The organism is Gordonia gummivorans (assembly GCF_022513585.1).
Lineage (GTDB): Bacteria > Actinomycetota > Actinomycetes > Mycobacteriales > Mycobacteriaceae > Gordonia.
In genome coordinates, this window is record NZ_JAKWBF010000023.1 from 15,650 (window position 1) to 40,863 (window position 25,214).

Sequence of the window (25,214 nt, forward strand, 5' to 3'; positions counted from 1 at the left end):
CATGTTACGCGAACTGCGAGAACAGGCCAAATGCGCACGTTCGTGCCGCCGTCGGATCGGGATCATTTCATCGAATGCGACGGGCAAGCGTCCGCTGCGTCGACTGGCCTAGTGTTGCGCCATGATCAACGACGTGGTCGCCCCGGTGCTGCCATATCTTGGTGTGGCCGCGTTTGTCCTCGTCGGCGTCTTAGGGGAAGAACTTCTTCCCCGGGGTTCGTAGTCGTCCGCGAGAAATTTCTGGGGGAAGACACCAAGGCCAGGGGAAGAAGTTTCTTCCCCTGTTTTTGGGCGCAAGTGCCTGGCATCGCGTTCGGTGGAACGCGACTACCGACAATCGATGACTGAGATCGGGTCCATCAGCGTCCGCTTCCTGGACATACCCGGACGACCACCGTCAGGGGCCCGATCCTGGCCACCGGCCCCGACCTCCACCCTGCCGCCACGATCGCCGTCGCCGTCGGCGCGTGGGTCGCTGATTCGAAGAGTTCGGTGATTCGCGCTCTGACCTGCGCATAAGCGTCCACCACCCCGCCGCTCCGTGAGGTGCCCGAGGCGCCAGCCGAGGGATGCCTCGAAGGGCAGGCGAACGGGCCACGTCAGCGAGGCGCCGGACCACTGAAAGTAGGGGAAGGTTCTTCCCCTACTTTCTGCCCCTGCTTGTTGAGTCGCCCGCGAGAAAATTCGCGGGGAGGACTCCAGGGATAGGGGACGAGTTTCTTCCCCTATTTTTCGTGGATCATCGTCGCCGCGCCGCGCTCCACGGCCCTCTTCCCGCCTCCACGATCGCCGCCGCAGGCGGCGCGTGGGTCGCTGATTCGACGAGATCTCGGGTCGACCGGGACTCGGAGTCGAGAGCACTTGCCCCGCGGAGCTCTCTGAACGGAATTTCCTCTGGTCGGACTCTATTTTCGGCCTCACCACGGTTGCTACGTTGGCGCCATGATCCTGGAGGTCCTGGCCGCGGTCGATCCCAGCGGCACCGACGTCGGCGATGTTCTGGCGCGAAAGGGCGGCGGCAAGGGTTTCAAGGTCTCCGCGCCTCTCATCCTCATCGTCATCGCCGCCGTCATCGGGGTCATCGTACGGTTCGCGTGGGCTCGTCGGGAGCAGATCGCAGGCTTTCTGAACTCCCTGAACTCGGGTACCCCCGGAAGCCGCAGCACTCCCCCAAGTCCCGCCGACGTCCGAGCCGCGATGGATCCGACGACGCCGCCGCAGACATTGGCGCACATGGTGAACAACGCACCGCCGCTGCGGCCGTACGTGGCTTCCAATCCCGCGGCCGAGCCGGACCTCTTGCGCTACCTCGGCACCCTCGGCGATCCCGCGATCAATCAGGCACTCAACGCACGAGGCGTCGGCAACCCGACCGCCCACCCCGGCATGAATGCACCCGTGTCCGGTCCATCGATGGTCAAGGCGCCACCGGCCAGCGGTCCGACACCGCTCCCGCGTCAACCGGTTGGCGCACCGGGCCAGGTCTACCCGAGCGCACCCGTGCACGTCCGACCACCGACCGGCCCGATGCCGGGCCGCGCCCCCGCGTCCGCACCAGCCCGGATATCGCGGCCCCGCCGGACCGCCGACCGGTCACCCCCAGTGGAATCCCGGACCGCCTCGGCCCTGACCACCCGACTCGGGAGTCGCATGTCCTGGCAAACTGTGCGACATGGCAGCGTTTCTTGTTCGTACGGTCTTCACCGGTTTCGCGTTGTGGATCGCGTCGCTCATCGTTCCGGGCATCGATTTCGTCGGCGGTTCCAACAATTGGGAGAAGCTGGGCATCGTCCTGGTGGTCGCGGTCATCTTCGGGCTGGTCAACGCGGTCATCAAGCCGATCGTGCAGATCATCGCGATCCCCTTCTACATCCTGACCCTCGGCCTCATCCACGTGGTGATCAACGCGTTCATGCTGGAGATCACCGCGTGGATCACGCGTAACACCACGCATTGGGGAATCGAGGTCGACGACTTCTTCTGGTCGGCCATCTTCGGCGCCATCGTCATCTCGCTCGTCGGATGGGGCTTCGCCATGATCATGAAGGAGCCGTACGAATGAGGCGCCGGGCAGCCGTCGCCGCGGGCGTGCTCGCGGCCGTCGTGGCGCTGGTCGCCGGTTGCGGCGACGACAGCTCATCGCCACAACGAACCGTCACCGTCGTGGGTACCGGCACCGTGACCGGAACCCCCGACACCGTCCGCGCCGACATCGGCATCGAGGCCACCGGCAGCGATGTGTCCGCGGCACTCAACCAGGCCAACACCAAGGTGCGCGCGGTGACCGACGCCGTGGTGGCGGCGGGCGTCGCACGCAAGGATGTGCAGACGCAGCAGGTGACGCTCACTCCTCAGTACTCGTCACCCGCGCCCGGTGGCACCAGCCAGATCACCGGATATCAGGCGACCAACACGATTCGGGTGATCATCCGGGACATCCCGAAGGCGTCGGGGGTGCTGAGCGCGGCGGTGAATGCCGGCGGCAACGAGACGCGGATCAGCAACGTGACGTTCGCGATCGACGACGATTCGGCGCTGATGAAGCAGGCCCGCGAGACGGCGTTCAAGGACGCTCGCAGTCGCGCGGAGCAGTACGCATCACTGGCCGACGACTCCCTCGGGGACGTCATCACGATCAACGAGACCACCAGCGGTGGCCAGCAACCCGCGCCGACCTACCAGCGCGATGTCGCCGCGGCTCCGGTGCCGCTGGAGCCCGGGCAGCAGCGGCTCACCTTCACCGTGACCGTCACCTACGCGCTGACCTGAGCCCCGATGATCGCCGCCAACTCCTCAACCGGCGTCTCCGACCCGAGCACCTGAACGGCGACGTGGTTCGCACCCGCCGCGAGATGCTCGTCGACCTGGGCCCGGACCTGCGCCGCGGTGCCGTGGGCGACGAGCGCATCGATCAGCGCGTCGCTTCCGCCGTTCTCGATGTCTGCGTCGGTCCAGCCCAGTCGCTTCAGGTTCGACGTGTAGTTGCGCAGATGCAGGTAGGGCTGATCAACCGGCGGACGGCCGACCGCCCGAGCCGCCTCGGGATCGATGCCCAGAACCACCTTGTGTTCCGGTGCGAGCAGCGAATCTGCGCCGAGCGTCTCGCGCGCAATCTTGGTGTGCGACGGCGGCGTCAGGTACGGGTGCGCACCGAGTGCGCGGTCGGCGGAGAGCCGCAGCATGCGCGGTCCCAATGCAGCCAGCACACGACGCTCGACGGGCACACCCTTCGCGTCGAGGGTGTCGAGATAGCGGCTGACCGCGTCGTAGGGCTTCTCGTATTCTGCGGTCGCCTCGGGATGGCCGGCTCCGATGCCGAGGTAGAAGCGGCCGCCGAAGTCGTTCTCGAGGTCGGCGAACTCGTCGGCGATGGTCGCGGCGTCGGTGTTCCAGATGTTCACGATGCCGGTGGCGACGGTGATGTTCTGGGTGGCGGCAAGGACTTTGCGGATCGGTCGGAGGTGCTTCGGCGAACCGCCGAGCCATATGGTGCCGTAACCGAGGTCTTCGATCTGCTGCGACTCCTCCGGGGAGAACCGGCCGAACCAACCCCATGTGCCGTGCGTACCGAAGCGTTCGATGTGTGCTGCCCTGTCCGATGTCGTCATGCTGTGGGCAACCGAGCGCATCCGCGGCCTATTCCGCTTGCAGGACCATGTCTCGCGAACGCATCAGGGATTGCCGCATCTCCGACGTCAGCAAATCGGGCGCGCCCAGCATCATCATCCCGTAGCGCTGATGTGTGGGCGCCCCGTTGGCCGCGAGGATGGGTTCCGCGCGTTTCGCCACGCTGCCCTTGACCCCGAACCAGGCGAGGAAGTCGGTGACGGTGGTCGTGGCGAACTGACCGTTGAGGGAGTCGTTGGCGCGGCCGATCGCCCAGCCGATGGCTGCCGCGAGTCGTTCCGGCGCCACCTTGCGCCGGAAGATCGTCGGATCGTTGCGCGCCGCGCGCGACAGCATCCGACGCATGGCCGTGCGGTGTTCGACGTCGAAGAATGCGTCGGCGCACGCGTCGCACTTGTCGAGGACCTCCTCGACCACTGCAACGATGTCGTCCGGAATGCCTTCGCGCACAAAGTCTTCGTCGGGTAGTGGCGTGTCATCGAGTTCGAAGAGTGCCACTCGACCCCCGACTCTGTCATCGAGCAGTCTGAGCAGTATCGCGGGACCGATCGTGTCGGGTACCTCCGGTTCGGCGGGCGCGACGGCCCTGGGTTGGGCATCGGGCCCGAGGAACGACAACCGGGCAATGTCGGCGATCTCCTCGGCGCGACTATTGCGGTTGCTGTTGTTGATCGCCCGGTGAAACTGCTTTTCGTAGCGCATCACGGCAGCCGTCGTCTCGAACCGGGAGATTGGCGTGGCGCCACGCTGGTCGAGGCAGTACTCGATGAACGCGCGCATCAGGTCCGGGTACCGGGCAAGGGATTCGCGCGTGTCGACGACCTTGCCCGGTATTAGGTCGACCAGCATCCGCTCCACCACCACCGGGCTCCACCGCAAGGGGTCGGGATCGTTGAGCCACATCAGGTTCTCGAGGGCGGACCGGGCGTCGGCGTTGTCGAGGTCACGTCCGTAGGACGACGCGAAGAACGCGTCGGACAGCTCGGCCTGCTCTTCGTCGGACAACGGTCGGGACCCGGATGACACTCCGCCCGCCGGGAGGAGCCGGAGAGCCCACTCGAGGATCGGCCGGCACATCGGCCAGGTGTCGGTCTCGAGGCGCGGCACGATCATGGCACCGAACTTGATCGCGTCCTCCAGCGTCGCGCGCGCGGCTGCCGGGTCGACGGTGCTGATCGCCGCTCCGTCGGTCGCGTCGATCGTTTCTCGCATACGTGCGAGCAGTTCTGCGTGGGACTCGGGGCTCGGAAACGCATCCTTGACCACCGACCCGAGATTGTGGTCGACGAACACGAGGAATGTGACCGGATCACGGCCGATGTCGACCGTGATGACGTAGTCGTCCCCGTCACCGAGTTCGTGCGTGGCGAGGGAGACGCCGGAACTCGCCCGGGCGTCGGCAAGGCTGTTCAACCAGTTCGGCATGGGGTGGCGACGCGTCGCGAGTTCGCTCGCGATCCGGGTACGGAGAGCGTCGTCGGGGATCAGCGATTTCATGACCATCAGCGCGGCAGTCGTCTCGGCGTACGGCAGTCCGATGAACGATTCGACCAGCGGGTCCAGCGCGAGCGCCGCTTCATCCGGGAACAGCGGATTCGCATTGCGCGGGTCAGTGGCCTCGATCAATGCCGCGACGGTCATCAGCAGGTCGATCGGTTCATCGGTGCGCAGAGACGCTCGGATCTGCTGAAACAGCGGCTCGTCGGTGAAGTCGTCGTGTGCCGGCGGAGGAGGCACCGAATGCAGGTGACGCCGACGCGCTTCCCTTTCACGCGAGGTCTGCTTTTTGCGGCGAGACTTCTTGGCCATTGCGCCACCCTATCGACTCGTCGCGTCCCGATAATCTTCTCGGCATGAGAGCGGTCCTCCAACGGGTGAAATCGGCATCGGTCACCGTCGACGGCCGCACCTTCGGCAGCCTCGACATCGAGCCTGGCGGTCAGGGCCTGGTCGCGTTGGTCGGCGTCACCCACGACGACACTCCCGACGACGCAGCCAAGCTCGCCGACAAGATCTGGCGCCTTCGCATCCTCGACCCCGACGACAACGGCTCGGAGCGCGCCGCCGCCGACGTCGGCGCGCCGATCCTGGTGATCAGCCAGTTCACTCTGTACGCCAACACCACGAAGGGCCGTCGGCCGTCGTGGAATGCCGCCGCACCACGACCGATCGCCGAACCGCTGGTCGACGCGGTCGTCGACGCGCTGCGCGGACTGGGCGCCACGGTGGCCACCGGCAGCTTCGGCGCCCACATGGAGGTCTCGCTGGTCAACGACGGTCCGGTGACGATCGTCCTCGACACCTGAATGGAGTCGCAACCGACCAACGACTGCTCTGAGGTCTCCACGAGTAGTCTCGGACCCATGGGACGCATCACCTCCCGACGACGCGTGACGCGACTCCGACGCGGCATGGCACCCTCGACGCGCGCCGACACGCTCGCAGTCGAGGAGCCACTCGAGATCCGTCTGGGCGGAGAGCGTTTCGTGGTGACCATGCGTACCCCCGGCGACGACGTCGAACTCGCGCTGGGATACCTGGTGTCCGAGGGGATCATCACCGGAATCGACGACGTGGTCGGGGCCCGCTACTGCGCAGGCACCGACAGTTCGGGCGCCAACACCTACAACGTTCTCGACGTGACGCTGGGCCCCGGCGTTGCCGCCCCTGATTCGTCGAGCATCCGGGCCACTCCCGTGACCAGTGCCTGCGGGGTCTGCGGTAAGGACAGCATCGAGTCCGTCACCACCCACTCGGCTTTCGATGTGGGCCCCACGTCATTGCGCGTCGACGCCGACCTTCTCTTGTCCCTGCCCGACCGTCTCCGCGCCGGGCAGAACGTTTTTGACAAGACCGGCGGTCTGCACGCCGCGGGCCTGTTCGACGCGACCACCGGCGAGATGCTCGTGCTGCGCGAGGACGTGGGTCGGCACAACGCCGTGGACAAAGTCGTCGGCTGGGCACTGCAGGAGGGTCGAATCCCGTTGCACGGCAGCGTGCTCCAGGTCTCCGGTCGGGCGAGTTTCGAGTTGGTACAGAAGGCCGCGATAGCCGGCGTTCCGATGCTGTGTGCGGTGTCGGCGCCGTCGTCGCTGGCCGTCGACCTCGCCGACGATCGCGGTATCACCCTCGTCGGGTTCTCCCGGGGCGATTCGATGGTGATCTACACAGGCGCAGAACGGATCTCGACCGCCGGTACGGTCACTGGTCCTGATGAGACCGCGCCAGCCGCAGCATCTGGGCGGGCGTAGCGTCCGGCAAGTAAGCACGGCTGATGGCCAGGCCGATGCGGGGCAGGTCTGCCTCGTCGCGGTATACGAGATATACCGGTTCATAGCGGGGGTTGAATTTCTTCTTGAACACGTGCAGCGACCGGAAACCGTAATACGGTTCGAGCGCGGCGCCGAGGGTGTCGAGCACGCGGTCCATCCGCTCGGCATCGGGCGCGTCGTCGCTGTGCGCGAGCGGCGCTCCGGACAGCGAGATGAACTCGGCCCCTTGCTCTTTGAACTCCAGTGCCGAAGACGCGATGAGGTACTCGATGACCGGGCCGAATCCGTCTGTGCGTCGACGCATGATGTCGAGGGTCCAGCCGCGGACCACACCACCGGGTCCGAAGACCGGCAACCACGACAAGACGCCGTGGATACTGCCGTCGCCATCGACGGCAAGCGCGACGCGAACCTCGGGGTCGAGTGCCTCCTCGACGCTGCCGAGCGTGAAACCCATCTCGGGTAAGCCCTTGTCGCCCAACCACTCCTCGGAGATCGCGCGCACCTGCGTCTTCACCGCAAACGACTCGTCGGGCAGCGTCGTCAACCGGAACGAGATGTCCTGCTTACGCGCCTTGTTCAGCGCCGACCGCACGTGCTGCCACTTCTTTCCGGTGAACTCCAGACCCGGTAGGTCGACAATGGTGTCCTCCGCGATTTGCACACTGCGCCAACCCGTTTCCGCCGCAACCTCCGCGGTCCGAGCACCGACGGAGAACCAGCAGGGGATCTTACCGCTGTGTTCGGCGAGGTCGACGAACCCGCGCACCGCGGTCTCGATCTCGTCGTCGGCGCACACCGGGTCCGCCAGGGCAAGGAGCGTCCCGACGTGATTCTGATAGGTGGTCACGGCAGTTCCGTTGGCCGAGAACAGATAATCGTTTCCGGGCCAGGTGATCATCCACGACATCGTGCCGCCGCCGTGTTCGCGCAACAGGTCCTTCACCTGGTCGACGGGCTCCTCCCCGGGCGCGGCGCCGATCTGCTTGACGCGCCACGGGACGCCGAAGGCGAACCGGCCCGGTATCAGGATCGCCAGCACGCCCGCCCACAGCAGAGTGGTACCCACGGTGACGCTCGCGTGTGCGCCGACGTCGCGGATGAACACGATCAGCACCAGCACCACCACGGTCACCGCCACGTTGATGCCACCGACGACTACGGCCACCCACCACGCCCAGCGCTTTCCGCGTCGTAGTTGGTCGGCTATCAGCACGTTGATCACCACACCGATGAGCATCGAGACGAGCGAGTCGTCGTCGGCCGCGTCCGTCGGGACCAGCGGCCCGCTCGTCGGGAAGAACCACACCACCAGCGATGCGACGGCGATGAACACGAGGCCGATACAGGCGAGGAGTCGGACCTCGCGACGCGTGCGGGGCAGGAATCCCTTCTCCCCGACGCTGAACCAACGCTCGCCGATCCACAGCATCACGACCGTCGCCAACACGTATTGCGAACTCGCGAGCGTCCCTTCGAACAGGAACACCGTCGACACCGCGGCCACGAGCAGCGCCCGAAGACGCAGCCGCCATGGCGAGCGCAAGGTCGCCGACGCGACCGCGACAGCACAGACCACCATGGTGATGGAATCCACCGACAGCGCCCGCCCCATCTCCCGCGCCCACTCCCACGAGAGAGATCCGCGCGTCAGAATCCAGAACACCCCGGCGCTGATCAGTTCCACCCCGACGAGACCGCCGACAGAGACGAGAACGGCTCGCCCGGTGCCCAAACGCCATTCGGCCCAACCCAATCCGACGGCGATCAGCAGGAGGGCAACGACGTAGGTCCCCGGGCTCGGTTCGAAGATGCCGGCGGTGAACACCGTCCAGATCCGCCCGTCACCGAGCGCCGGCAGCCCGAAAGCGACGTCGGCGTACCAGCCCTTCTCGGGGGCGCGTCCCCACAGCGCGCCCGTCGCGATGCCCGCGACGAGCACCAGCAGGAACAGGACGATCGTGAAAGGTACTCGTCGCGCACCGGACGCGATGATCGGGAGAACCCGGCCGGCGCTCGACGTGGACTGTTCCTCAGTAGTGGTCATCGCTCACCGCCGCGTCGAAGGGGCTCCCGCGCCCCACGCCCCGGGATTATCGGAGGTCAGCGTAACAATCTGCAGCGACGCCCGCCCGGCGTTCGTCGCTACGCGGGGCGGGTGGTGAGAATCCGGGGCCCGTCGGCTGTGACCGCGACGGTGTGCTCCCAATGGGCCGAGCGCGACCCGTCGTCGGTGACGACGGTCCAGCCGTCGTCGAGTTCGGTGGTCTCGGTGGTGCCGAGCGTGAGCATCGGCTCGATGGCCAGCGTCGAGCCGATCGTCAGCCATGGTCCGCGGCCGGGCTCACCTTCGTTGGCCAGGAACGGCTCCATGTGCATCTCGCGGCCGATGCCGTGTCCGCCGTAGCCGTCGACGATGCCGAAGCGACGACCGAACTTCCGTTCCGCCGCAACCGTTCCCATCTCGATGGCGTGTGAGATGTCGGTCAGGCGTGCGCCGTCGACCATGGCCTCGATGCCGGCTTCCAGGGACAGCCGGGTGGCGTCGGACAGATCGGAATCGGCCGAACTCAGGTCGCCGACGCCGAACGTCCACGCGGAGTCACCGTGCCAGCCGTCGAGGATCGCCCCACAGTCGATGGACACGAGATCACCTTGCGCCAGAACCACATCCGCGCTTGGGATGCCATGCACGACGACCTCGTTCACCGAGCTGCAGATGGAGCCGGTGAACCCGTGATAGCCCTTGAACGACGGCACCGCACCCGCCTCGCGGATGACCGTCTCGGCCACCTCGTCGAGCTCGAGAGTGCTCACGCCCGCAGCGGCGGCCGATCGCGTCGCGACCAGCGCCGCACCGACGATCGCGCCCGCCGCCGCCATGGCGTCGAGCTCTCCGGCGGTCCGGAAGGGGACCCGCTTACGCTTGCGGAAGCCCATGCGAGACAACGCGATATCCGCCTCAGGAGACTCCGGCGCCGAGAGCGCTCAGCACGCGCTGATGCACGTCCTGGATGTCGCCGACCGCGTCGATGTTCTTCACCTGGTCGCCGTAGTAGGCGAGCAGCGGTGCGGTTTCCTTGGTGTACACCGCCATCCGGTTACGGATGACCTCTTCGGTGTCGTCGGCCCGACCACGTGCAAGCATGCGGTCCACGACGACGTCAGTGTCGACCTCGAAGGACAGCACCGCGTCGAGCGAGGTGTCGAGGGCCGCGAGGATGTCCTTGAGCGCGTCGGCCTGCTCGGTCGAGCGGGGGAATCCGTCGAGGATGAATCCCTTGGCGGCGTCGGGCTCACCGACGCGTGCGCGCACCATGTCGACCGTGATCTCGGACGGAACGAGATTGCCCGCGTCGAGGTACTTCTTGGCTTCGACGCCGACTGCTGTTCCCTGAGAAATGTTCGCGCGGAACAGGTCACCGGTGGAGATGTGCGGAATGCCGAGTGCTTCGCTCAGCAGTTCTGCCTGGGTACCTTTGCCTGCTCCGGGGGGGCCGAGAATCACGAGTCTCACTTGAGGAATCCTTCGTACTTTCGTTGCATCAATTGACTGTTGACTTGCTTCATCGTGTCCAGTCCCACACCGACCATGATCAGGACGGCCGTGCCCCCAAATGGCAGGTTCTGTACACCACCGCTGTTACCGATCTCGAGGAACAGGTTTGGCAGTACCGCGATGATACCCAGGTAGATCGAACCCGGCAGTGTGATGCGACTCAGTACATAGCCGAGGTAGTCGGCGGTCGGCTGCCCCGGGCGGATGCCAGGGATGAAGCCGCCGTACTTCTTCATGTCGTCGGCCCGCTCCTCCGGGTTGAACGTGACCGCCACATAGAAGTAGGTGAAGAAGATGATCATCGCGAAGTAGACGGCGATGTACACCCAGTCGCTCGGGTTGGCGAGGTGGTCGGTGACCCACGTCTGCCAGCCGGAGACCTTCTCGGGATCGCGGGTGAGTTCGACGATCAGCTGCGGCAGATACAACAGCGACGACGCGAAGATGACCGGGATGACGCCGGCCTGGTTGACCTTCAGTGGCAGATAGGTCGACGACCCGCCGTACATCTTGCGCCCGACCATCCGCTTGGCATATTGCACCGGGATGCGTCTCTGGCCCTGCTCGACGAACACCACGCCGGCGACGATCAGCAGCGCCGCCACACAGACCAGTGCGAACACCAGTCCGCCGCGGCTGTTGAGGATGGTGCGGCCTTCGGCCGGGATACGAGCCGCGATACCGGCGAAGATCAGCAGCGACATGCCGTTGCCGATGCCGCGCTCGGTGATGAGCTCACCGAACCACATGACGAGGCAGGCGCCGGCGGTCATCACGAGCACGATGATCGACAGACCGAAGATGTTCTGGTTGGAGATGACCTCGCTGCTCGTCGAACAGGTGCTGGGCAGCAGCTGTCCGCGGTCGGCGAGGGCGACGATGCCGGTCGACTGCAGCAACGCGAGCGCGACCGTCAGGTAGCGCGTGTACTGCGTCATCTTGGCCTGGCCGGACTGGCCTTCCTTGCGCAACTGCTCGAAGCGCGGGATCACCACGGTCAGCAGCTGCACGATGATGCTCGCCGTGATGTAGGGCATGATGCCGATCGCGAACACCGACAGCTGCAGCAATGCGCCGCCGGAGAACAGGTTAATCAGCGAGTAGACGGAGCTGGAGTCACCGCGAGAGACCTCGTCCAGACACGTCCGCACGGCCTGGTAGTTCACACCCGGTGATGGGATCGTCGCGCCGAGCCGGTAAAGGACGACAATGCCGATGACGAAGAAGATCTTCTTCCTCAGATCGGGCGTCCGGAAGGCCGCGAAGAGGGGGGAAAGCACTAACTCCTCCTAGGAACGACCACGCGAGGTGCCTTCCGGATCGAGTGACCCGGCCCCCGTGTGCTCGGCAATCGACAGTGATCTATGGGTGCGCCCAGACAACGGTTGAACTCTACCGTAGCGTCGAAAACCGCCGGGTCGGGCACAGCGTGAGGGCTGTACCCGACCGGCGGTCAGACGTTGTCAGAGCTCGGTGACGCTGCCACCGGCAGCGGCGATCTTCTCCTTGGCCGCAGCCGTGAACTTGTTGGCGGTGACGTCGACCTTGACGGTGAGGTCACCGTCGCCGAGCACCTTGACCAGCTGGTTCTTGCGCACCGCACCGGCCGCGACGAGCTCGTCGACGCCGATGGTGCCGCCCTGCGGGAACAGGCGCGCGATGTCGCCGACGTTGACGACCTGGTACTCGACCCGGTTGCGGTTGGTGAAGCCCTTGAGCTTCGGCAGCCGCATGTGGATCGGCATCTGGCCACCCTCGAAGGCGGCGGGCACGTTCTTGCGTGCCTTGGTGCCCTTGGTGCCGCGGCCCGCGGTCTTACCCTTGGAGCCCTCACCGCGACCCACGCGGGTCTTCTCGGTCTTCGCGCCCTCAGCGGGACGAAGGTGATGGAGCTTGATGGTCATTGTTACTTAACCTCTTCGACTGTCACGAGGTGCCGAACCACGTTGATGAGACCGCGGTTGATCGGGGTGTCCTCGCGGGTGACCGACTTGCGGATGCCCTTGAGGCCGAGCGTCCGCAGGCTGTCACGCTGGTTCTTCTTGGTACCGATGGTGCCCTTGACCTGGGTGATCTTGAGTTCTGCCATGGTGATCAGACTCCTTGTCCGGCACGGGCACGCAACATGCCCGCGGGAGCGACGTCTTCGATCGGGAGACCGCGGCGGGCCGCGACCTCTTCGGGACGCTGCAGCATCTTGAGGGCCGCAACGGTGGCGTGGACGACGTTGATCGCGTTGTCGCTGCCGAGGCTCTTGGCCAGGACGTCGTGGACGCCGGCGCACTCGAGCACCGCGCGAACCGCGCCACCGGCGATGACACCGGTACCGGGGCTGGCGGGGCGGAGCATCACGACACCGGCCGCGGCCTCACCCTGAACCGGGTGGGTCACGGTGCCGCCGATGAGCGGCACGCGGAAGAAGTTCTTGCGAGCCTCTTCGACGCCCTTCTGGATGGCCGCAGGAACTTCCTTGGCCTTGCCGTAGCCGACGCCGACCATGCCCTGACCGTCGCCGACCACCACGAGAGCGGTGAAGGAGAAGCGACGACCACCCTTGACCACCTTCGAGACGCGGTTGATGGTGACAACGCGCTCGAGCTGGTTGCGGTCCTGGTCGCGGTCGCGGCCACCACGGTCGTCGCGACGTCCGCGACCACCGCGACGGTCGTTGCCGCCTGCGTTCGGGTTGTTGTTGTCGTTACCGGCGGGTCCGTTTCCGCCGTCACGCTGACGTCCGGGCATCAGAGGTTCCCTCCGGTCATGTTGGTGTAGCTGTAGAAATTGGTCATCAGAACTGCAGGCCTCCCTCGCGGGCGGCGTCGGCGAGCGCGGCGATCCGGCCGTGGTAGTCCTTGCCACCACGGTCGAACACGACGGCGTCGACGCCGGCGGCCTTGGCACGGCTGGCGATCAACTCGCCGACCTTGGCGGCCTGGGCGGACTTGTCGCCACCCGCGGCACGCACGTCGGCCTCGATCGAGCTGGCCGCGGCCAGCGTCTTGCCGGCGAGGTCGTCGATGAGCTGGACGTGGATGTGACGGCTGCTGCGCTTCACGGCCAGGCGCGGACGCTCGGCGGTGCCGCTGACCTTCTTGCGCAGGCGGAAGTGACGGTTGACGGTCGCCGTACGACGACGAGTCGACACGTCCTTGCCGAGCGGCTTACGGACCTTTTTGGTTGCTGTATCACTCATGGCTTACTTACCCGTCTTTCCGACCTTGCGACGGATCTGCTCACCCTCGTAGCGAATGCCCTTGCCCTTGTAGGGGTCCGGACGACGCAGGCGGCGGATGTTCGCCGAGATCTGGCCGACTTGCTGCTTGTCGATACCCGAGACCGAGAACTTGGTCGGGGACTCCACGGCGAAGGTGATGCCTTCGGGAGCCTCGATCGGCACGGGATGGCTGTAACCGAGCGCGAACTCGAGGTCGCGACCCTTGGCCTGCACGCGGTAGCCCACGCCGAAGATCTCCATCTTCGTGGTGTAGCCCTGCGTGACGCCCACGACCAGGTTGTTGATCAGCGAGCGGGACAGGCCGTGCAGTGCGCGGCTGCGACGCTCGTCGTCGGGCCGGGTCACCACGATCGAGTTGTCCTCGGTGGCGACGGCGATGGGCTCGGACACGGTGAGCGCGAGCTCACCCTTGGGGCCCTTGACCTTCACGTTCTGGCCGTCGACGGTGACGTCGACGCCGGAAGGGATCTGAATGGGGTTCTTACCGATACGCGACATTGTCTTTTACCCCTCCCTCACCAGACGTAGGCGAGGACTTCGCCGCCCACGCCCTGGTTGGCTGCCTGACGATCGGTGAGCAGACCCGAGGACGTGGAGATGATCGCCACGCCGAGGCCGCCGAGCACCTTGGGCAGATTGGTGGACTTTGCATAGACCCGCAGGCCCGGCTTGGAGACGCGGCGCAGTCCGGCGATGGAGCGCTCACGGCTGGGGCCGTACTTGAGGGAAACGACGAGGTTCTTGCCGACCTCCGCGTCTTCGGTGCGGTAGTCGGTGATGTAGCCCTCGCGCTTGAGGATCTCGGCGATGTTCACCTTGATCTTCGACGACGGGAGTGTCACCTCGTCGTGGTACGCCGAGTTGGCGTTGCGCAGACGTGTCAAGAAGTCTGCGATCGGATCAGTCATGGTCATGGTTGACCGTCAACCTTTCTCGTAGCGGTTCCCATACAGCGCCGACGAGGGAGAAATCTCCCTGACCTGCGGTGGGCCTTCTACGAAGTGGATAGTTGTGCTTAGGTTCTCGCCGCCGATGCCCTTGGCTTTTCGCCGGCACCGGAGACTATTCAGTTGTGTACTTGAGCGGCCTGCGGCACCTGAGGTGCACAGGCAACCGGTCTAGTGTAGAGAATTCCCAGCACAGACCCAAATCGGCCGCATCAGCCCAACCACGTCGCCGTCATCGCCGTCAGTCCGGCCCGACCAGCAACGCCGCTTTCCACATACATGCGAGGTAGGCGGCATACCGTTCATCGGACCAGCCGCGCTCCGCCACGAGCCGCTGCCACAGCGTCGGGTCGCTGGTCGCCCACATCAGGTCGTGGCACTCGGATTCGCTGATTGCCAGCCGGCCGGTTGCGGCCGCCTCACGGGCCATGTGGCCGATTCCCACGTAGCGTTGCCGATCCATCTCCGCGAGCATGTCGGCCGCAGCGGGTTCGGAGGCTGCTGCTCCGCGGACCGCGAGGACGAGCGGCGCGATGCGGCGCGCGACCGCGGTGGCCATACGTGCCTGCATGTCGAGTCTGCGTGCGAGGTCGGTTTCGCGGCGTATCTCGGCGATCATCGGCCGCTCGTGGAACACCACGTCCTCGTCGTCGCCACCGATGGTGATGTCCCACACCCGCGCGAGCACGGTCGCCTTGTTCTTGAAGATCGCATACACGCTTTCTTTGGAAACCCCTGCCGCCGTGGCGATGTCGACGATCGTCGTCCGGGCATATCCGCGCGAGACGAACAGATCGTGGGCGGCGCCGAGGATCTGCATGCGAGTGACCCGGGCCTGTTCTGCGCGACGGGTCGAGCGATAGACACGACCGGTCTGGACATCCTCACCCATCACGAATACACTCCAACTGTATTGAATACATCCGAAGCGTATCGAGGTGTTGAGATGGACGCGAACATCACAGCGAATACAGCAGCGGCACTGTGGGACGTGGCCGCCGACGGGTGGGCGCGGTACGGTCCCACCATCGAGCGCATCGAGGCCGACCTGAGCGCCCTGATCTGCGCCGCCCTGCCGCCGCTGGCGGGCCTCGATGTACTCGAACTCGGTTCCGGCAGTGGAGAGTTCGCCCGTCTCCTAGCAGCGGACATCGGCCCCGACGGCCATCTGCTGGCCACCGATATCGCTCCGGCGATGACCAGGGTCCAGACCGCCCGATTGGCGGACCTGACCAATACGTCGGTCCGCGGCGGTGTCGATGTCACCGACCTACCGCTCGCTGACGACAGTGCCGACGTGGTCGTGTTTCGCATGGGTTTGATGATGTCACCGCAGCCCGACCGCGCCCTGCAGAGCATCAGATGCGTGTTACGCCCCGGCGGTCGTTTCGTCACCACCGTCTGGGGTCCGCTCACCGAGAATCCGTGGCTCACCAGCGTCGGGATGGCCGCGATGACCCAGGGCCTCGTCGCGGGTGGGCCGCCGGTGGGCCCTGGTGAACCCTTCTCGCTGCCCGATCCCGACATCCTGCGGGACCTGTTCGCCGCCGCGGGGTTCTCCTCTGTGTCGGTCGAGACCCACCGCGGGGTGCGTCACTACCGGGATGACGCCGAGCACGTCGACATGGTCCTCGCCCTGGCTCCGCCCCTGGCAGCCGCGCGCCGAGGATTCTCCGCGGAGCAGGATTCGGCACTGCGCTCAACGATCGCCTCACTGACCGAGCAGTACCGGAACCCCGACGGTTCCCTGGACATCCCCATGTGCGCTCACGTGGCGAGCGGGCGCGCCCCGGAACGGGCCTGACGGGCGTACCGTGACGTCGGGATGACGTCGAGGTTCTTGTCTGCCCCGAACCGTTGCACGCTGTCGAGCATGCGTGTCATCCGGCTCTCGAGTTCTGCCTGATCTCCCCCCATAGAAGGCATGTATGTCGGTGATCGCAGCCATCGGGAACAGCTCTTCGACGATGGCGTCGACGTGCGGGGCATCCGGTGTGAGTGGTGCTTCGACGACGTTCTGGTAGTAGCCGAAGGTCGCCTGGGTGTCGATCGCGACCTGTGTGTGATCGTCGAGCCAGATGTGCAGCCACTCGTCGCGGGTCAGTTCGTCGGGCCGCCGGAGGAACGCGATGTTGCTCAGCGCGTCGATGCGCGAACCGTCGGCCGGCAACAACGGATCGAGCGGGGCACGTTCGGTGACCTCCCACGCGGCGACGCGGTCGGCCATCGGTGCGAGGTCGGCGATCGCAGCATCGAGGTCGTCGGTCCAGATACTCACCACCGCCTCGATCGGCGGGTCGAGTTCACTGATCCGCATCGCGCCGTCGACCGCGTCGTCGGAGATGTTGACCTGAACTCGATGCGCGTTGCGGACACCGTCGGGCACCGCGGCTACCAGATCCACTCGCGGACCCCAGATTGCCGCCATCATCTTGTGCGTCACGGTCGCGACGCTAACCGGCGCCGACGGCCGGCACACCCGAATCACCGTTGACCGTGCAGTCAGTTGGACGACGACCCCGTGCCGAGGAGCCCGGAAGGCACCTACGCTGCATGACGTGAACTGGGAACTGTTCTCCTGCGGGCTACGCGGACACGAGACCTACGCGCCCGACGAGGCAGCGCTGAGCGCACGGCTCCACGTCGAGACCCCCGCCGGCGATTCATGGCGCTGCCTGCGATGCGGCGCGTTTGTCCCCGGCGATCCTCGTCGTAGCGGCCCCGCCGACCACGCGCCCGAGGTACCGCGCGGCCGACTGCTCCGTGACCTCATCATCATGCGACTGCTCGCCGCCGAGCGCGCCATCCGCGGACTGTTCCTCCTCGCCGCCGGCATCGTGGTCATCTCGCTACGACACAGCCAGGATTCCATCCGGTCGAAATTCGAGGCCGAGATGCCGCTGCTTCGTCCCATTGCCGACCAGATCGGTTGGAACATCGACGATTCCAAAGTCGTCGAATGGATCGAGCGATCGTTCACCCTGTCGTCGACGACGATCGTGTGGATCGGCATCGCACTCATCGCCTATGCCGCAACTCAATTCATCGAGGCAGGCGGGCTGTGGTTCATGCGACGGTGGGGTGAGTACTTCGCCGTGGTCGTCACCAGCCTGTTCCTGCCGATCGAGATCTACGAACTCACCGAACGCGTGACCATCGTCCGCATCCTGCTGCTGGCAGTCAACATCGCCGCCGTCGTGTGGTTGATCTGGAGCAAACGCCTCTTCGGCGTGCGCGGCGGCGGAGACGCGTACCACGCTGAACACCACGCCGAGAGCCTGCTGACGGTCGAGCGGGCGGCGGTGGTCGAGGAAGGTTGACGATTCCCGTATCCGTCGGCGCGTCTGGTGGAAGGCTGGACGCATGCAGACGACGCGACTACCCGACCTGGTCGATCAACTGATCGCGACCGCGCGCGAAGCGCACAGCGGGCGCGCCGCGCACACCCTGCACGGCAATTCGGCCCATCACCTCCGGCAGACGGTCATCGCCCTGACCGCCGGCAACTCCCTCTCCGACCATGAGAGCACCCACGAGGCGTCGCTTCAGGTCCTGCGTGGCCGCGTCACCCTCACCACCACCGCCGACCTCGACTGGATCGGAGTCGCCGGCGACCTCGTGATCGTCCCGAACTCGCGTCAAGGCCTTGTCGCACAGGATGATTCGGCTGTTCTGCTGACTGTGCTGACTGGCTGACCGGCCCGCCGCCACGCTGGTACCTCGGGAGGCGCCAACGATATCGTGTCTGACCCGGCCGGTTCGGTCGAACTCGGTCCGGTCGGTCCGCCACGGATCGCGGGAAGCTTCGTTGGACTCTGAGCCGGTTGCTCCACCCGAGCCGATGTCCGAGTCTGCGGCTATATTCAGTCACCGATGAACGTGGTCTCGTCGGCGCAGGTCGCCCCAGCTCTACGCCCGGGACATGTCCTGCGCATCGCTGACATCGATGCAGACGGGCTCGATCTTCTCGTCGACGCTGTCTCCGAGGACCTACCGGTGATCCTCGACTATCGAGGGCCCGACCACCGCAGCGCTCGTCAAGTGGTGTCGGAAGTACTCTGCGCACTCGAGGACATCCTTGTCGGCCTGTTCCCCGGTTGGCTGCCCGACAGCGACACCGCGACGCTGATGGATGTTGCCGACGCCGACGAACGCGCGCGTCACCTGTGCTCGACGACCGGCCTGCCGACCTCGATCATCGTCGAGTTGGCGCGGGCCGCCGCCGCGGGTCGTCGGCCGCCGCAACGCGCGGCACTCGAGGTGCGAGCCGATGGTCTGATGCGGCTGCTCCGGCACACCTACGGCCGACCCGACGTCGTTCTCGCCGTCCGCGCGGACTCTGATCTCACCGCCCTCGCACAGTCCGCGGCAGCCACCGCCTGCGAATGGCTGGCCGAGCACGGAGGTCTGACCGTGTGGCTCACCGCGGACGCCCTGCCCACGGTCACCCGAATTCCGTTAATCCGGCTCGGTGGCGGCCACCTGCCGGTCGGCGACTCGGGTGCGATGAAGCCTGAGCCCGCCGCTCCCGTGCTCACGGTGTCCCGTCGCCCGGGCTCGCCCGCTCCGCACAGTATCGCCGAACAGTCGTTGGAACGTGCGCTCTCGCGACAGCCGTGGGCTCACCAACGGCGATGGAACAGAAGTCCGGCGCTCGATGATCCGTTGGCGCCCACGGTGATCGTGGATCTCCTGTGGATGGCACAGCGCCTGGTGGTCGAGGTCGATGGGCCCGATCACCGCCGCCCGGACAAATACACCCGAGACCGCATCCGCGACAACATGCTCCAACGAAGCGGTCACCTTGTGCTGCGCTACACCAACGAGCAGGTCCTCGAATCCATCGATCAGGTCGTCGACGAGATACGTCTCGTCCTCGGCCAACGGACCGACCCTATGACCTCACCATCAACCGAGGAGCATCCGACGTGGAACACCCGCAACTGACGCCGACACTGAGCGCGATCCTTTTCGTGCTCATGGCCGAGTCGCGTGAGATCGCCAACCCGGATCTCTCGAAGATCGGACCGTCGCTCGACAAACGCGGACGTGACACCCTGCTGCGCCACGGCCTGATCGAATCGAGGAAAGGTGCGCGCAACGCGTGGTATCACGCCCTGACCGACCGCGGATGGTCCTGGTGCGCAACCGAACTCACGGCTAGCCCGCCCAACCGGTCACTGCCGCCGTATCGGGCGTTGTACTCGGTACTCGCCGGCATCGGACGGTACCTCGCAGACGAGGATCTCCGACTGCATGAGCTGTTCGGTCGCCCCCGGCCAGATGAATCAGCCAAGTGCTCAACCGCCGACCCATCTCAGCGTTTCGTTGCGGCCTACCATTCGCTGGCAACCCATCCCGGGGAGTTCGTCGAGATCGCCAAGCTTCGCACCGCCGCCGGAATCGAACCGGAGGCCTTCGACGACGCCGCGATCCAACTACAGCGTCGTGCGGGCGTGAGCCTCATCCCGCAAGAGGATCAGGCATTGCTGACCGACATCGACCGTGCCACCGCGGTCCTGGTCGGCACCCAACGATGCCATCTGTTCGCCATCGAGGAGGTCTGATGGACAACGGAATTCGCCGCGCGCTTGAAGCCATCCGACTCGATTGGGCCGACACTCCCGACGACGTCTGGGGCGCCGCTGCGCCATATCACGTCGGCGGTCTCCATGAGGCCACCCTGGAAGAGATCCTGCGTGCGTTCGGAGACGCGCGGAGATCGGTCGCGGGCAGCCCGATCGGGGTTGCCGTTCGTGGTCCGGCAGGTTCGGGAAAGACGCACCTGATCGGCCAGGTGCGCGAGCGTGTGCATACCGATGGCGGCTACTTCTTCCTGGTGAAACTCCTTGACGGAAGCGACTTCTGGAAATCCGTGGTCATCGCCATCCTCGAAGACCTGAGCCGTCCGACGCCGACGCATCGATCTCAGCTCAACCAGTTACTCGATAGGCTGGCACGCGATGCCGAGGTCGGCGAGGCCACCCGTCGTGCCGTGACAGGCAGTGCGCAGTTGACTCCCGACACCCTCGACGACTTCGTCCACGGCGTCTACACCCGGCACTCCCGGCATCGGCGGCGCTCGCAACACATTCTGCGTGCGCTGGTGCTGCTGGAATCCGACGACTTTGCCACCAAGGACCTGGGTGAGGCCTTCCTGCACCTCGACGTCGACGACGTCGACGAATTGGCTGGATGGGGAATTCGCAACGCACGTCTCGGCTATCAGGAGATCGCCGAGAACATCTCGCGGATCGTCGCTTTCGACGACGCCGCAGTCCTCGCCATCGACCAGATCGACACCTTGATCGAAGCGGGCAAGTCCGCACTGCCCGGAGAAGAGAGCATCGTCGAGAAGGTCGCGCACGGGCTGATGCAATTGCGCGACACCATGAGTCGCACCGTGTCGGTCGTCTCGTCCATCACGGCCGCATGGGAGTACCTCGAAGGTCACGTGATGCGATCGGCCATCGATCGCTTCCGCTTGCCGCCGACCCTGCAGCGTCCCACCGATACCGAATTCGGGCGACTGCTCCTCACGAAGCGATTCACCCCGTGCTTCGACGCCATCGGTTTCACTCCGCCCTTTCCAACCTGGCCGGTGACAGACACCGCATTGTCCGAGACCGACCAGTACACGCCACGCGAGCTGATGATGTCGGTGGATCGACAGATCGCCGGCCAACTTCGCGCAGGCAATTTCAGCGAGATCACCTCGCTCGCAGGCGCCGTCACGACGTCGACCGATCAGATCGAAGAGCCCCTCGTCACCAAGCCTCCTACGGATGATGTTCTCGGACAGCTCGATCGGCGCTATGCCGAGCTGATCAAGACCGTCGACCCGGCACCAGCACTTGCCGGTGAATCCGAGGATCATGTGGTACCGCCGATTCTGCAGGCGGGTCTCGCCGCATGGATCGAAGCCCTGCCGGACGATACCGGCGGCTGGCATCTGGACGCGAAGCCGAGCCCGAAAGCAGTGTTGCACGCACGCATCAAGCAAGTCATCGACCCCCATCGCGACATCGAACAGTCCTGGAGCTTCCGGGCAATCGCGGCCACGAATGCCCGCGCCGTACAGACGCGACTGCAGAACGCCACCAATCAAGCCGGTTTGAGTCTGGGAGGAATCGCGCGGACCCTCGTCATCCTTCGGAGAGAGGCGTGGCCGAGCGGACCCAAGACCGCGTCGATGGTCAACGAACTCGATTCGCGCGGTGGGCTCGTGGTCGCATGGTCGCAGGACGACATCCGTGCCCTGATGGCATTGGCTCAGCTGCGGTCGGAGCGGTCGCCACATCTTCACGAATGGATTGTCGCTCGACGTCCGGTCGACGACATCAAGAGTCTTGCAACTGTACTCACGGCGGCACGCGAATCGACGTCGACGCGGACCACCGACACCGAACAGGACGTCGGCACATCCGAGGCAGAGAGCGAGAAAACGTCGTCGGGAGAGGCGACGAGCGATTCGATCGTCCTGGGCCGCGGGACTGCTGGGGACAGTGTCGTGCTGCCCCTGGCCGCCATGCGCAAACACACCGCAATCTTCGCCGGCTCCGGGTCGGGCAAGACCGTCCTCATTCGTCGAATCGTGGAAGAGGCGGCGCTTCATGGCGTCTCGTCGATAGTACTCGACATCAACAACGACCTGGCCCGCTTGGGTGTGCCGTGGTCTGACGGCGCTGCGCGACAGTGGGCGCCCGGCGACCGTGAACTCGCGCACCGGTACTTTGCCGACACCGAGGTGGCGGTATTCACACCTGGTCGAAACAACGGTCGCCCGTTGAGTTTCCGCCCACTGCCCGACTTCTCGGCCATCGCGGGCGACAGCGACGAGTTCGATGCTGCTGTTGACGCGGCGGTCGCCGCCATCGCACCACGAGCGCGAATCGCGGGCCGAACTGCGAAGGCAACTCGCTCGGAAGCCGTACTGCGACAAGCGATGAACGCTTTCGGCCGACGAGGTGGCGGCAGTCTCGAGTCGTTCATCGCCATGCTGTCGGAACTGCCGGAGAATGTGAGCACGCTGGCCGAGGCGCCCAAGCTCGCCGTCGATCTGGCCGAGAACCTGAAGGCATCCATGGCAAACGACCCCGTCTTCGGCGGCGATGCCGCACCGGCGGATCCCGGTTACCTACTGACGCCAACACCCGGATTTCGGGCCCGTATCTCTGTCATCAACCTCGCCGGGCTCGGAACCGGCGATCGCGCAGCAAGTTTCGTCAACCAGCTGCAGATGGCCCTGTTCGCCTGGATCCGCAAGAACCCGGCTACCGACCGACCACTGGGCGGTCTCCTGGTCATGGACGAAGCACAGAACTTTGCACCTGCGCCGGGCACAACGGCGGCCACGCAGAGCACACTCGCACTCGCCTCACAAGCGCGCAAGTACGGGCTCGGCTTGATCTTCGCGACGCAGTCCCCGACCGGAATCCACAACCGGATCAGCGGCAATGCGTCAACCCAGTTCTTCGGGCTGCTCAATCATCCGACCCAGGTTGCCGCGGCCAAGGAGCTCGCGTCACGCAAGGGCAGCAATGTCTCCGACGTCGGACGTCTGCCAACCGGCACCTTCTACAGCGCGATCGACGGCGGTCCGTTCGTGAAGGTCGAGGCTCCACTCTGCCTTTCCTACCACCCGCAGAGTCCGCCGACCGAAGACGAGGTCATCGAGATCGCCAGACGATCGGCGCGGTGAACACCGCCGATTACGGCATGCTGGAGCCATGGCCATCGATCGGCGCACGTTCCTGACCGCGACGGCTCTGGGCGGTGTCGGGTTGGTCGCCGGGTGCGCGCAGTCGGATCAGCAGGCACCACCCACGACTCCGCCGTCGGGCATCACGACGATCGCCGACGGCCTCAACGTCCCGTGGGCCATGGCGTTCCTCGCGGGCGGTGACGCCTTGGTGACCCAGCGTGACGACGCCGCGATCGTCCGCGTCTCCCCGACCGGTCAGGTCACCACGATCGGCGATGTCGCCGGGGTCGCGCCGCGCGGTGAGGGCGGGTTGCAAGGCATCGCACTGGCACCCGGCGATGAGTCCGGGGTGTACGTCTATTACACGACCGCCTCCGACAACCGAGTCGCCCGAATGGATTTCGACGGCCGACGGCTCGGGCCGCCACAACCGCTTCTGACCGGTCTGGACACGGCCCCCAATCATCACGGTGGCGCTCTGCTGTTCGATGCGGCCGGGAGCCTGTTCGTCGCGGTCGGGGATGCCGCGCAACCCGAGGTCGCCCAGGACGTGCGGCTGCTCAACGGGAAGATTCTGCGGATCGACCGCGCCGGCCGTCCATGGCCCGGCAATCCGTTTGGTAACGCCGTGTACTCGTACGGCCACCGCAACGTCGAGGGTTTGGCCTTCGACAGTGCGGGCCGACTGTGGGCGACCGAGTTCGGACAGAACGAGCGCGACGAGCTCAATCTGATCGTGCGGGGCCGCAACTACGGTTGGCCGATCCACGAGGGCGAATCCGACGACCCCGCCTACGTCGCACCTCAGGTGACCTGGTCGACCGACGAGGCGTCGCCGGCAGGTCTGGCGATTGTCGGCGACACGGCCTATGTTGCTGCGCTGCGCGGACGACGGCTGTGGACGGTCCCCCTGCGCGACGGTCGGGCGGGATCAACGTCGTCGCGCTTCGACGGTGAGCTCGGACGTCTGCGCGCGGTCGAGGCGGCGCCCGACGGCAGTCTGTGGATCTCGACCAGCAATACGGACGGTCGGGGTGCATCGGCCGCCAACGACGACCGCATCCTGCGGGTTCCGATCGGCTGAGCGTTTCTGTCGGACCCCCGTGTTGTCATGGGATCACCTTCGAACAAAGGAGCGACCATGTCGGATCACGCGTCGGCCATCCGCGGACTACCCCGCTGGCATCCCAACCCGCACATCCGGTCGGCGATCGAGACCATTCGCAGGGACGGCTGGCAGGTCACCGCCGTCGACGCCGGTCGCGAGTGCCCGTTCGCCTACACCGCGGGCATGGTCCTGCACGACATACCCGACCTCGCCGTGTACGGGCTCGATCCGCAGACCGGACCCGCACTGCTGAACGAGTTGGCCGATCTGCTCCACCAACACGATTGGCGCACCCTTGTGTGCGCTCGTGCCGAGATCAGCACAGGCGCCTTCTACGACCCGGTCCGGCTGATCGAGATCATCGACAAGGACGATCTGCTGATGGCGAACCTGCTCTTCCCCGACACCCCGGCCCTGCAGGTCGTCTGGCCCGACGAGAACGGCCACTATCCCTGGCACGACGAGTACACGCTCCTGCCCCTGCATCAACCGGTCAAGGGAATCGACGACGCGGGTGACCCCTACCTACGTCCCCCACGTGTCATCACCCCGTCGAGCGGACTCGACCGCACTCTTCCCCGAAAAGCGCGGCGGATGAACGGGCACTGAGGTCTCGCGCTCGTTACCCACAGCCCCAGGTCCGGAGTGTCCATCGGCTCCCTGGGGTGCGAGGAGCCCCAACCGCTCCCTGAGGCGCGAGGAAGGGGGACGACTAGGTAGTCCCACCTCAGGTTCAGGTAGTCGAGTGCTATACCGCCCTGA

Annotated in this window: 25 protein-coding genes and 2 pseudogenes; 13 read left to right on the top strand and 14 right to left on the bottom strand. The window is 65.7% G+C overall.

Annotated features, from left to right (window positions below):
* Nucleotides 1-942 precede the first annotated feature (942 nt).
* The 3 genes and pseudogenes from MKW15_RS24730 to MKW15_RS16730 all read left to right on the top strand — a co-directional run.
* Nucleotides 943-1,347: pseudogene (locus MKW15_RS24730) on the top strand (variant leucine-rich repeat-containing protein); the annotation flags it as partial.
* 325 nt (nt 1,348-1,672) lie between these two features.
* Nucleotides 1,673-2,062, top strand: a complete 390-nt coding sequence (locus tag MKW15_RS16725) for a phage holin family protein (protein ID WP_240860203.1) — start codon at nt 1,673-1,675, stop codon at nt 2,060-2,062.
* Nucleotides 2,059-2,769 carry an SIMPL domain-containing protein gene (locus tag MKW15_RS16730; protein WP_240860204.1) on the top strand — a complete coding sequence of 237 codons (711 nt, stop codon included), beginning with the start codon at nt 2,059-2,061 and terminating at the stop codon, nt 2,767-2,769. The genes MKW15_RS16725 and MKW15_RS16730 overlap by 4 nt, the downstream gene beginning before the upstream one ends.
* Here the strand turns inward: MKW15_RS16730 and MKW15_RS16735 are convergent.
* Both MKW15_RS16735 and MKW15_RS16740 read right to left on the bottom strand, forming a co-directional pair.
* A complete protein-coding gene (locus tag MKW15_RS16735; protein ID WP_240860205.1) occupies nt 2,754-3,608 on the bottom strand; it encodes an LLM class F420-dependent oxidoreductase in 855 nt (284 codons plus the stop codon). The two genes, MKW15_RS16730 and MKW15_RS16735, sit on opposite strands and share 16 nt — an antisense overlap.
* Before the next feature lie 28 nt (nt 3,609-3,636).
* Nucleotides 3,637-5,436 (bottom strand): hypothetical protein, encoded by a 1,800-nt coding sequence (locus tag MKW15_RS16740; protein WP_240860206.1) that lies wholly within the window; start codon nt 5,434-5,436, stop codon nt 3,637-3,639.
* Between the two features lie 44 nt (nt 5,437-5,480).
* On the opposite strand from MKW15_RS16740, the gene dtd reads away from it, so the two are divergent.
* Together dtd and fdhD are read left to right on the top strand one after the other, a co-directional pair.
* A complete protein-coding gene (gene dtd / locus MKW15_RS16745) occupies nt 5,481-5,933 on the top strand; it encodes a D-aminoacyl-tRNA deacylase (protein WP_240860207.1) in 453 nt (150 codons plus the stop codon).
* Nucleotides 5,934-5,990: 57 nt separating this feature from the next.
* On the top strand, nt 5,991-6,878 hold the full coding sequence (gene fdhD, locus MKW15_RS16750) for a formate dehydrogenase accessory sulfurtransferase FdhD (RefSeq protein WP_240860208.1): 888 nt from the start codon (nt 5,991-5,993) through the stop codon (nt 6,876-6,878).
* Here fdhD and MKW15_RS16755 read toward each other — a convergent pair.
* From MKW15_RS16755 to MKW15_RS16805, 11 genes are all read right to left on the bottom strand, one after another.
* A complete protein-coding gene (locus tag MKW15_RS16755) occupies nt 6,829-8,946 on the bottom strand; it encodes a bifunctional lysylphosphatidylglycerol flippase/synthetase MprF (protein ID WP_240860209.1) in 2,118 nt (705 codons plus the stop codon). The two genes, fdhD and MKW15_RS16755, sit on opposite strands and share 50 nt — an antisense overlap.
* 98 nt (nt 8,947-9,044) lie before the next feature.
* Entirely contained in the window at nt 9,045-9,839 is a 795-nt protein-coding gene (gene map, locus MKW15_RS16760) for a type I methionyl aminopeptidase (protein WP_240860210.1), read from the bottom strand.
* 22 nt (nt 9,840-9,861) lie between these two features.
* Entirely contained in the window at nt 9,862-10,416 is a 555-nt protein-coding gene (locus MKW15_RS16765; RefSeq protein ID WP_240860212.1) for an adenylate kinase, read from the bottom strand.
* Nucleotides 10,413-11,738 (bottom strand): preprotein translocase subunit SecY, encoded by a 1,326-nt coding sequence (secY, locus tag MKW15_RS16770; RefSeq protein ID WP_240860214.1) that lies wholly within the window; start codon nt 11,736-11,738, stop codon nt 10,413-10,415. The genes MKW15_RS16765 and secY overlap by 4 nt, the downstream gene beginning before the upstream one ends.
* A gap of 183 nt (nt 11,739-11,921) precedes the next feature.
* Nucleotides 11,922-12,362 carry a 50S ribosomal protein L15 gene (gene rplO, locus MKW15_RS16775; protein WP_240860216.1) on the bottom strand — a complete coding sequence of 147 codons (441 nt, stop codon included), beginning with the start codon at nt 12,360-12,362 and terminating at the stop codon, nt 11,922-11,924.
* 2 nt (nt 12,363-12,364) lie between these two features.
* Nucleotides 12,365-12,547: a 50S ribosomal protein L30 gene (gene rpmD, locus MKW15_RS16780; RefSeq protein WP_012835380.1), complete on the bottom strand. Its 183-nt coding sequence runs from the start codon at nt 12,545-12,547 to the stop codon at nt 12,365-12,367.
* A gap of 5 nt (nt 12,548-12,552) precedes the next feature.
* Complete coding sequence (gene rpsE, locus MKW15_RS16785; protein ID WP_240860218.1) at nt 12,553-13,200, bottom strand: 30S ribosomal protein S5; 648 nt, start codon at nt 13,198-13,200, stop codon at nt 12,553-12,555.
* 46 nt (nt 13,201-13,246) lie between these two features.
* Nucleotides 13,247-13,651 (bottom strand): 50S ribosomal protein L18, encoded by a 405-nt coding sequence (gene rplR / locus MKW15_RS16790; protein WP_240860221.1) that lies wholly within the window; start codon nt 13,649-13,651, stop codon nt 13,247-13,249.
* A gap of 3 nt (nt 13,652-13,654) precedes the next feature.
* A complete protein-coding gene (gene rplF, locus MKW15_RS16795; protein ID WP_240860223.1) occupies nt 13,655-14,191 on the bottom strand; it encodes a 50S ribosomal protein L6 in 537 nt (178 codons plus the stop codon).
* A 17-nt stretch (nt 14,192-14,208) separates the two neighbouring features.
* Entirely contained in the window at nt 14,209-14,607 is a 399-nt protein-coding gene (rpsH, locus tag MKW15_RS16800; protein WP_004023571.1) for a 30S ribosomal protein S8, read from the bottom strand.
* 274 nt (nt 14,608-14,881) lie between these two features.
* The gene (locus tag MKW15_RS16805; protein ID WP_012835384.1) at nt 14,882-15,532 is read right to left on the bottom strand and encodes a TetR family transcriptional regulator; all 651 of its coding nucleotides are present in this window, start codon (nt 15,530-15,532) and stop codon (nt 14,882-14,884) included.
* A 54-nt stretch (nt 15,533-15,586) separates the two neighbouring features.
* Here MKW15_RS16805 and MKW15_RS16810 point away from each other — a divergent pair, with 54 nt between their 5' ends.
* Nucleotides 15,587-16,444: a class I SAM-dependent methyltransferase gene (locus tag MKW15_RS16810; RefSeq protein ID WP_240860225.1), complete on the top strand. Its 858-nt coding sequence runs from the start codon at nt 15,587-15,589 to the stop codon at nt 16,442-16,444.
* Here MKW15_RS16810 and MKW15_RS16815 read toward each other — a convergent pair.
* A pseudogene (locus tag MKW15_RS16815) lies at nt 16,408-17,071 on the bottom strand (hypothetical protein). The gene MKW15_RS16810 and the pseudogene MKW15_RS16815 sit on opposite strands and share 37 nt — an antisense overlap.
* Nucleotides 17,072-17,198: 127 nt before the next feature.
* Here MKW15_RS16815 and MKW15_RS16820 point away from each other — a divergent pair.
* The 7 genes from MKW15_RS16820 to MKW15_RS16850 all read left to right on the top strand — a co-directional run bounded on the left by MKW15_RS16820 (nt 17,199) and on the right by MKW15_RS16850 (nt 25,061).
* Nucleotides 17,199-17,960, top strand: a complete 762-nt coding sequence (locus MKW15_RS16820) for a DUF2127 domain-containing protein (RefSeq protein WP_240860226.1) — start codon at nt 17,199-17,201, stop codon at nt 17,958-17,960.
* A 43-nt stretch (nt 17,961-18,003) separates the two neighbouring features.
* Nucleotides 18,004-18,336 carry a cupin domain-containing protein gene (locus tag MKW15_RS16825; RefSeq protein ID WP_240860227.1) on the top strand — a complete coding sequence of 111 codons (333 nt, stop codon included), beginning with the start codon at nt 18,004-18,006 and terminating at the stop codon, nt 18,334-18,336.
* Nucleotides 18,337-18,513: 177 nt separating this feature from the next.
* The gene (locus tag MKW15_RS16830; protein WP_240860230.1) at nt 18,514-19,587 is read left to right on the top strand and encodes an endonuclease domain-containing protein; all 1,074 of its coding nucleotides are present in this window, start codon (nt 18,514-18,516) and stop codon (nt 19,585-19,587) included.
* Nucleotides 19,569-20,207, top strand: a complete 639-nt coding sequence (locus MKW15_RS16835) for a MarR family transcriptional regulator (RefSeq protein WP_240860232.1) — start codon at nt 19,569-19,571, stop codon at nt 20,205-20,207. The genes MKW15_RS16830 and MKW15_RS16835 overlap by 19 nt, the downstream gene beginning before the upstream one ends.
* Nucleotides 20,207-23,341, top strand: a complete 3,135-nt coding sequence (locus tag MKW15_RS16840) for a helicase HerA domain-containing protein (RefSeq protein ID WP_240860234.1) — start codon at nt 20,207-20,209, stop codon at nt 23,339-23,341. Before MKW15_RS16835 ends, MKW15_RS16840 begins: the two co-directional genes overlap by 1 nt.
* Before the next feature lie 34 nt (nt 23,342-23,375).
* Complete coding sequence (locus MKW15_RS16845; RefSeq protein WP_374247448.1) at nt 23,376-24,428, top strand: PQQ-dependent sugar dehydrogenase; 1,053 nt, start codon at nt 23,376-23,378, stop codon at nt 24,426-24,428.
* Nucleotides 24,429-24,485: 57 nt separating this feature from the next.
* Nucleotides 24,486-25,061, top strand: coding sequence for a DUF4262 domain-containing protein (locus MKW15_RS16850; RefSeq protein WP_240860238.1), 576 nt, complete (start codon nt 24,486-24,488; stop codon nt 25,059-25,061).
* Nucleotides 25,062-25,214 lie beyond the last annotated feature (153 nt).

Bases quoted from the DNA above. Each gene is read 5' to 3' on its own strand.
- MKW15_RS16725 (WP_240860203.1), top strand. From the start codon at position 1,673: ATGGCAGCGTTTCTTGTTCGTACGGTCTTCACCGGTTTCGCGTTGTGG.
- MKW15_RS16730 (WP_240860204.1), top strand. From the start codon at position 2,059: ATGAGGCGCCGGGCAGCCGTCGCCGCGGGCGTGCTCGCGGCCGTCGTG.
- MKW15_RS16735 (WP_240860205.1), bottom strand. From the start codon at position 3,608: ATGACGACATCGGACAGGGCAGCACACATCGAACGCTTCGGTACGCAC.
- MKW15_RS16740 (WP_240860206.1), bottom strand. From the start codon at position 5,436: ATGGCCAAGAAGTCTCGCCGCAAAAAGCAGACCTCGCGTGAAAGGGAA.
- dtd (WP_240860207.1), top strand. From the start codon at position 5,481: ATGAGAGCGGTCCTCCAACGGGTGAAATCGGCATCGGTCACCGTCGAC.
- fdhD (WP_240860208.1), top strand. From the start codon at position 5,991: ATGGGACGCATCACCTCCCGACGACGCGTGACGCGACTCCGACGCGGC.
- MKW15_RS16755 (WP_240860209.1), bottom strand. From the start codon at position 8,946: ATGACCACTACTGAGGAACAGTCCACGTCGAGCGCCGGCCGGGTTCTC.
- map (WP_240860210.1), bottom strand. From the start codon at position 9,839: ATGGGCTTCCGCAAGCGTAAGCGGGTCCCCTTCCGGACCGCCGGAGAG.
- rplO (WP_240860216.1), bottom strand. From the start codon at position 12,362: ATGACCATCAAGCTCCATCACCTTCGTCCCGCTGAGGGCGCGAAGACC.
- rpmD (WP_012835380.1), bottom strand. From the start codon at position 12,547: ATGGCAGAACTCAAGATCACCCAGGTCAAGGGCACCATCGGTACCAAG.
- rpsE (WP_240860218.1), bottom strand. From the start codon at position 13,200: ATGCCCGGACGTCAGCGTGACGGCGGAAACGGACCCGCCGGTAACGAC.
- rplR (WP_240860221.1), bottom strand. From the start codon at position 13,651: ATGAGTGATACAGCAACCAAAAAGGTCCGTAAGCCGCTCGGCAAGGAC.
- rplF (WP_240860223.1), bottom strand. From the start codon at position 14,191: ATGTCGCGTATCGGTAAGAACCCCATTCAGATCCCTTCCGGCGTCGAC.
- rpsH (WP_004023571.1), bottom strand. From the start codon at position 14,607: ATGACCATGACTGATCCGATCGCAGACTTCTTGACACGTCTGCGCAAC.
- MKW15_RS16805 (WP_012835384.1), bottom strand. From the start codon at position 15,532: ATGGGTGAGGATGTCCAGACCGGTCGTGTCTATCGCTCGACCCGTCGC.
- MKW15_RS16810 (WP_240860225.1), top strand. From the start codon at position 15,587: ATGGACGCGAACATCACAGCGAATACAGCAGCGGCACTGTGGGACGTG.
- MKW15_RS16825 (WP_240860227.1), top strand. From the start codon at position 18,004: ATGCAGACGACGCGACTACCCGACCTGGTCGATCAACTGATCGCGACC.
- MKW15_RS16830 (WP_240860230.1), top strand. From the start codon at position 18,514: ATGAACGTGGTCTCGTCGGCGCAGGTCGCCCCAGCTCTACGCCCGGGA.
- MKW15_RS16840 (WP_240860234.1), top strand. From the start codon at position 20,207: ATGGACAACGGAATTCGCCGCGCGCTTGAAGCCATCCGACTCGATTGG.
- MKW15_RS16850 (WP_240860238.1), top strand. From the start codon at position 24,486: ATGTCGGATCACGCGTCGGCCATCCGCGGACTACCCCGCTGGCATCCC.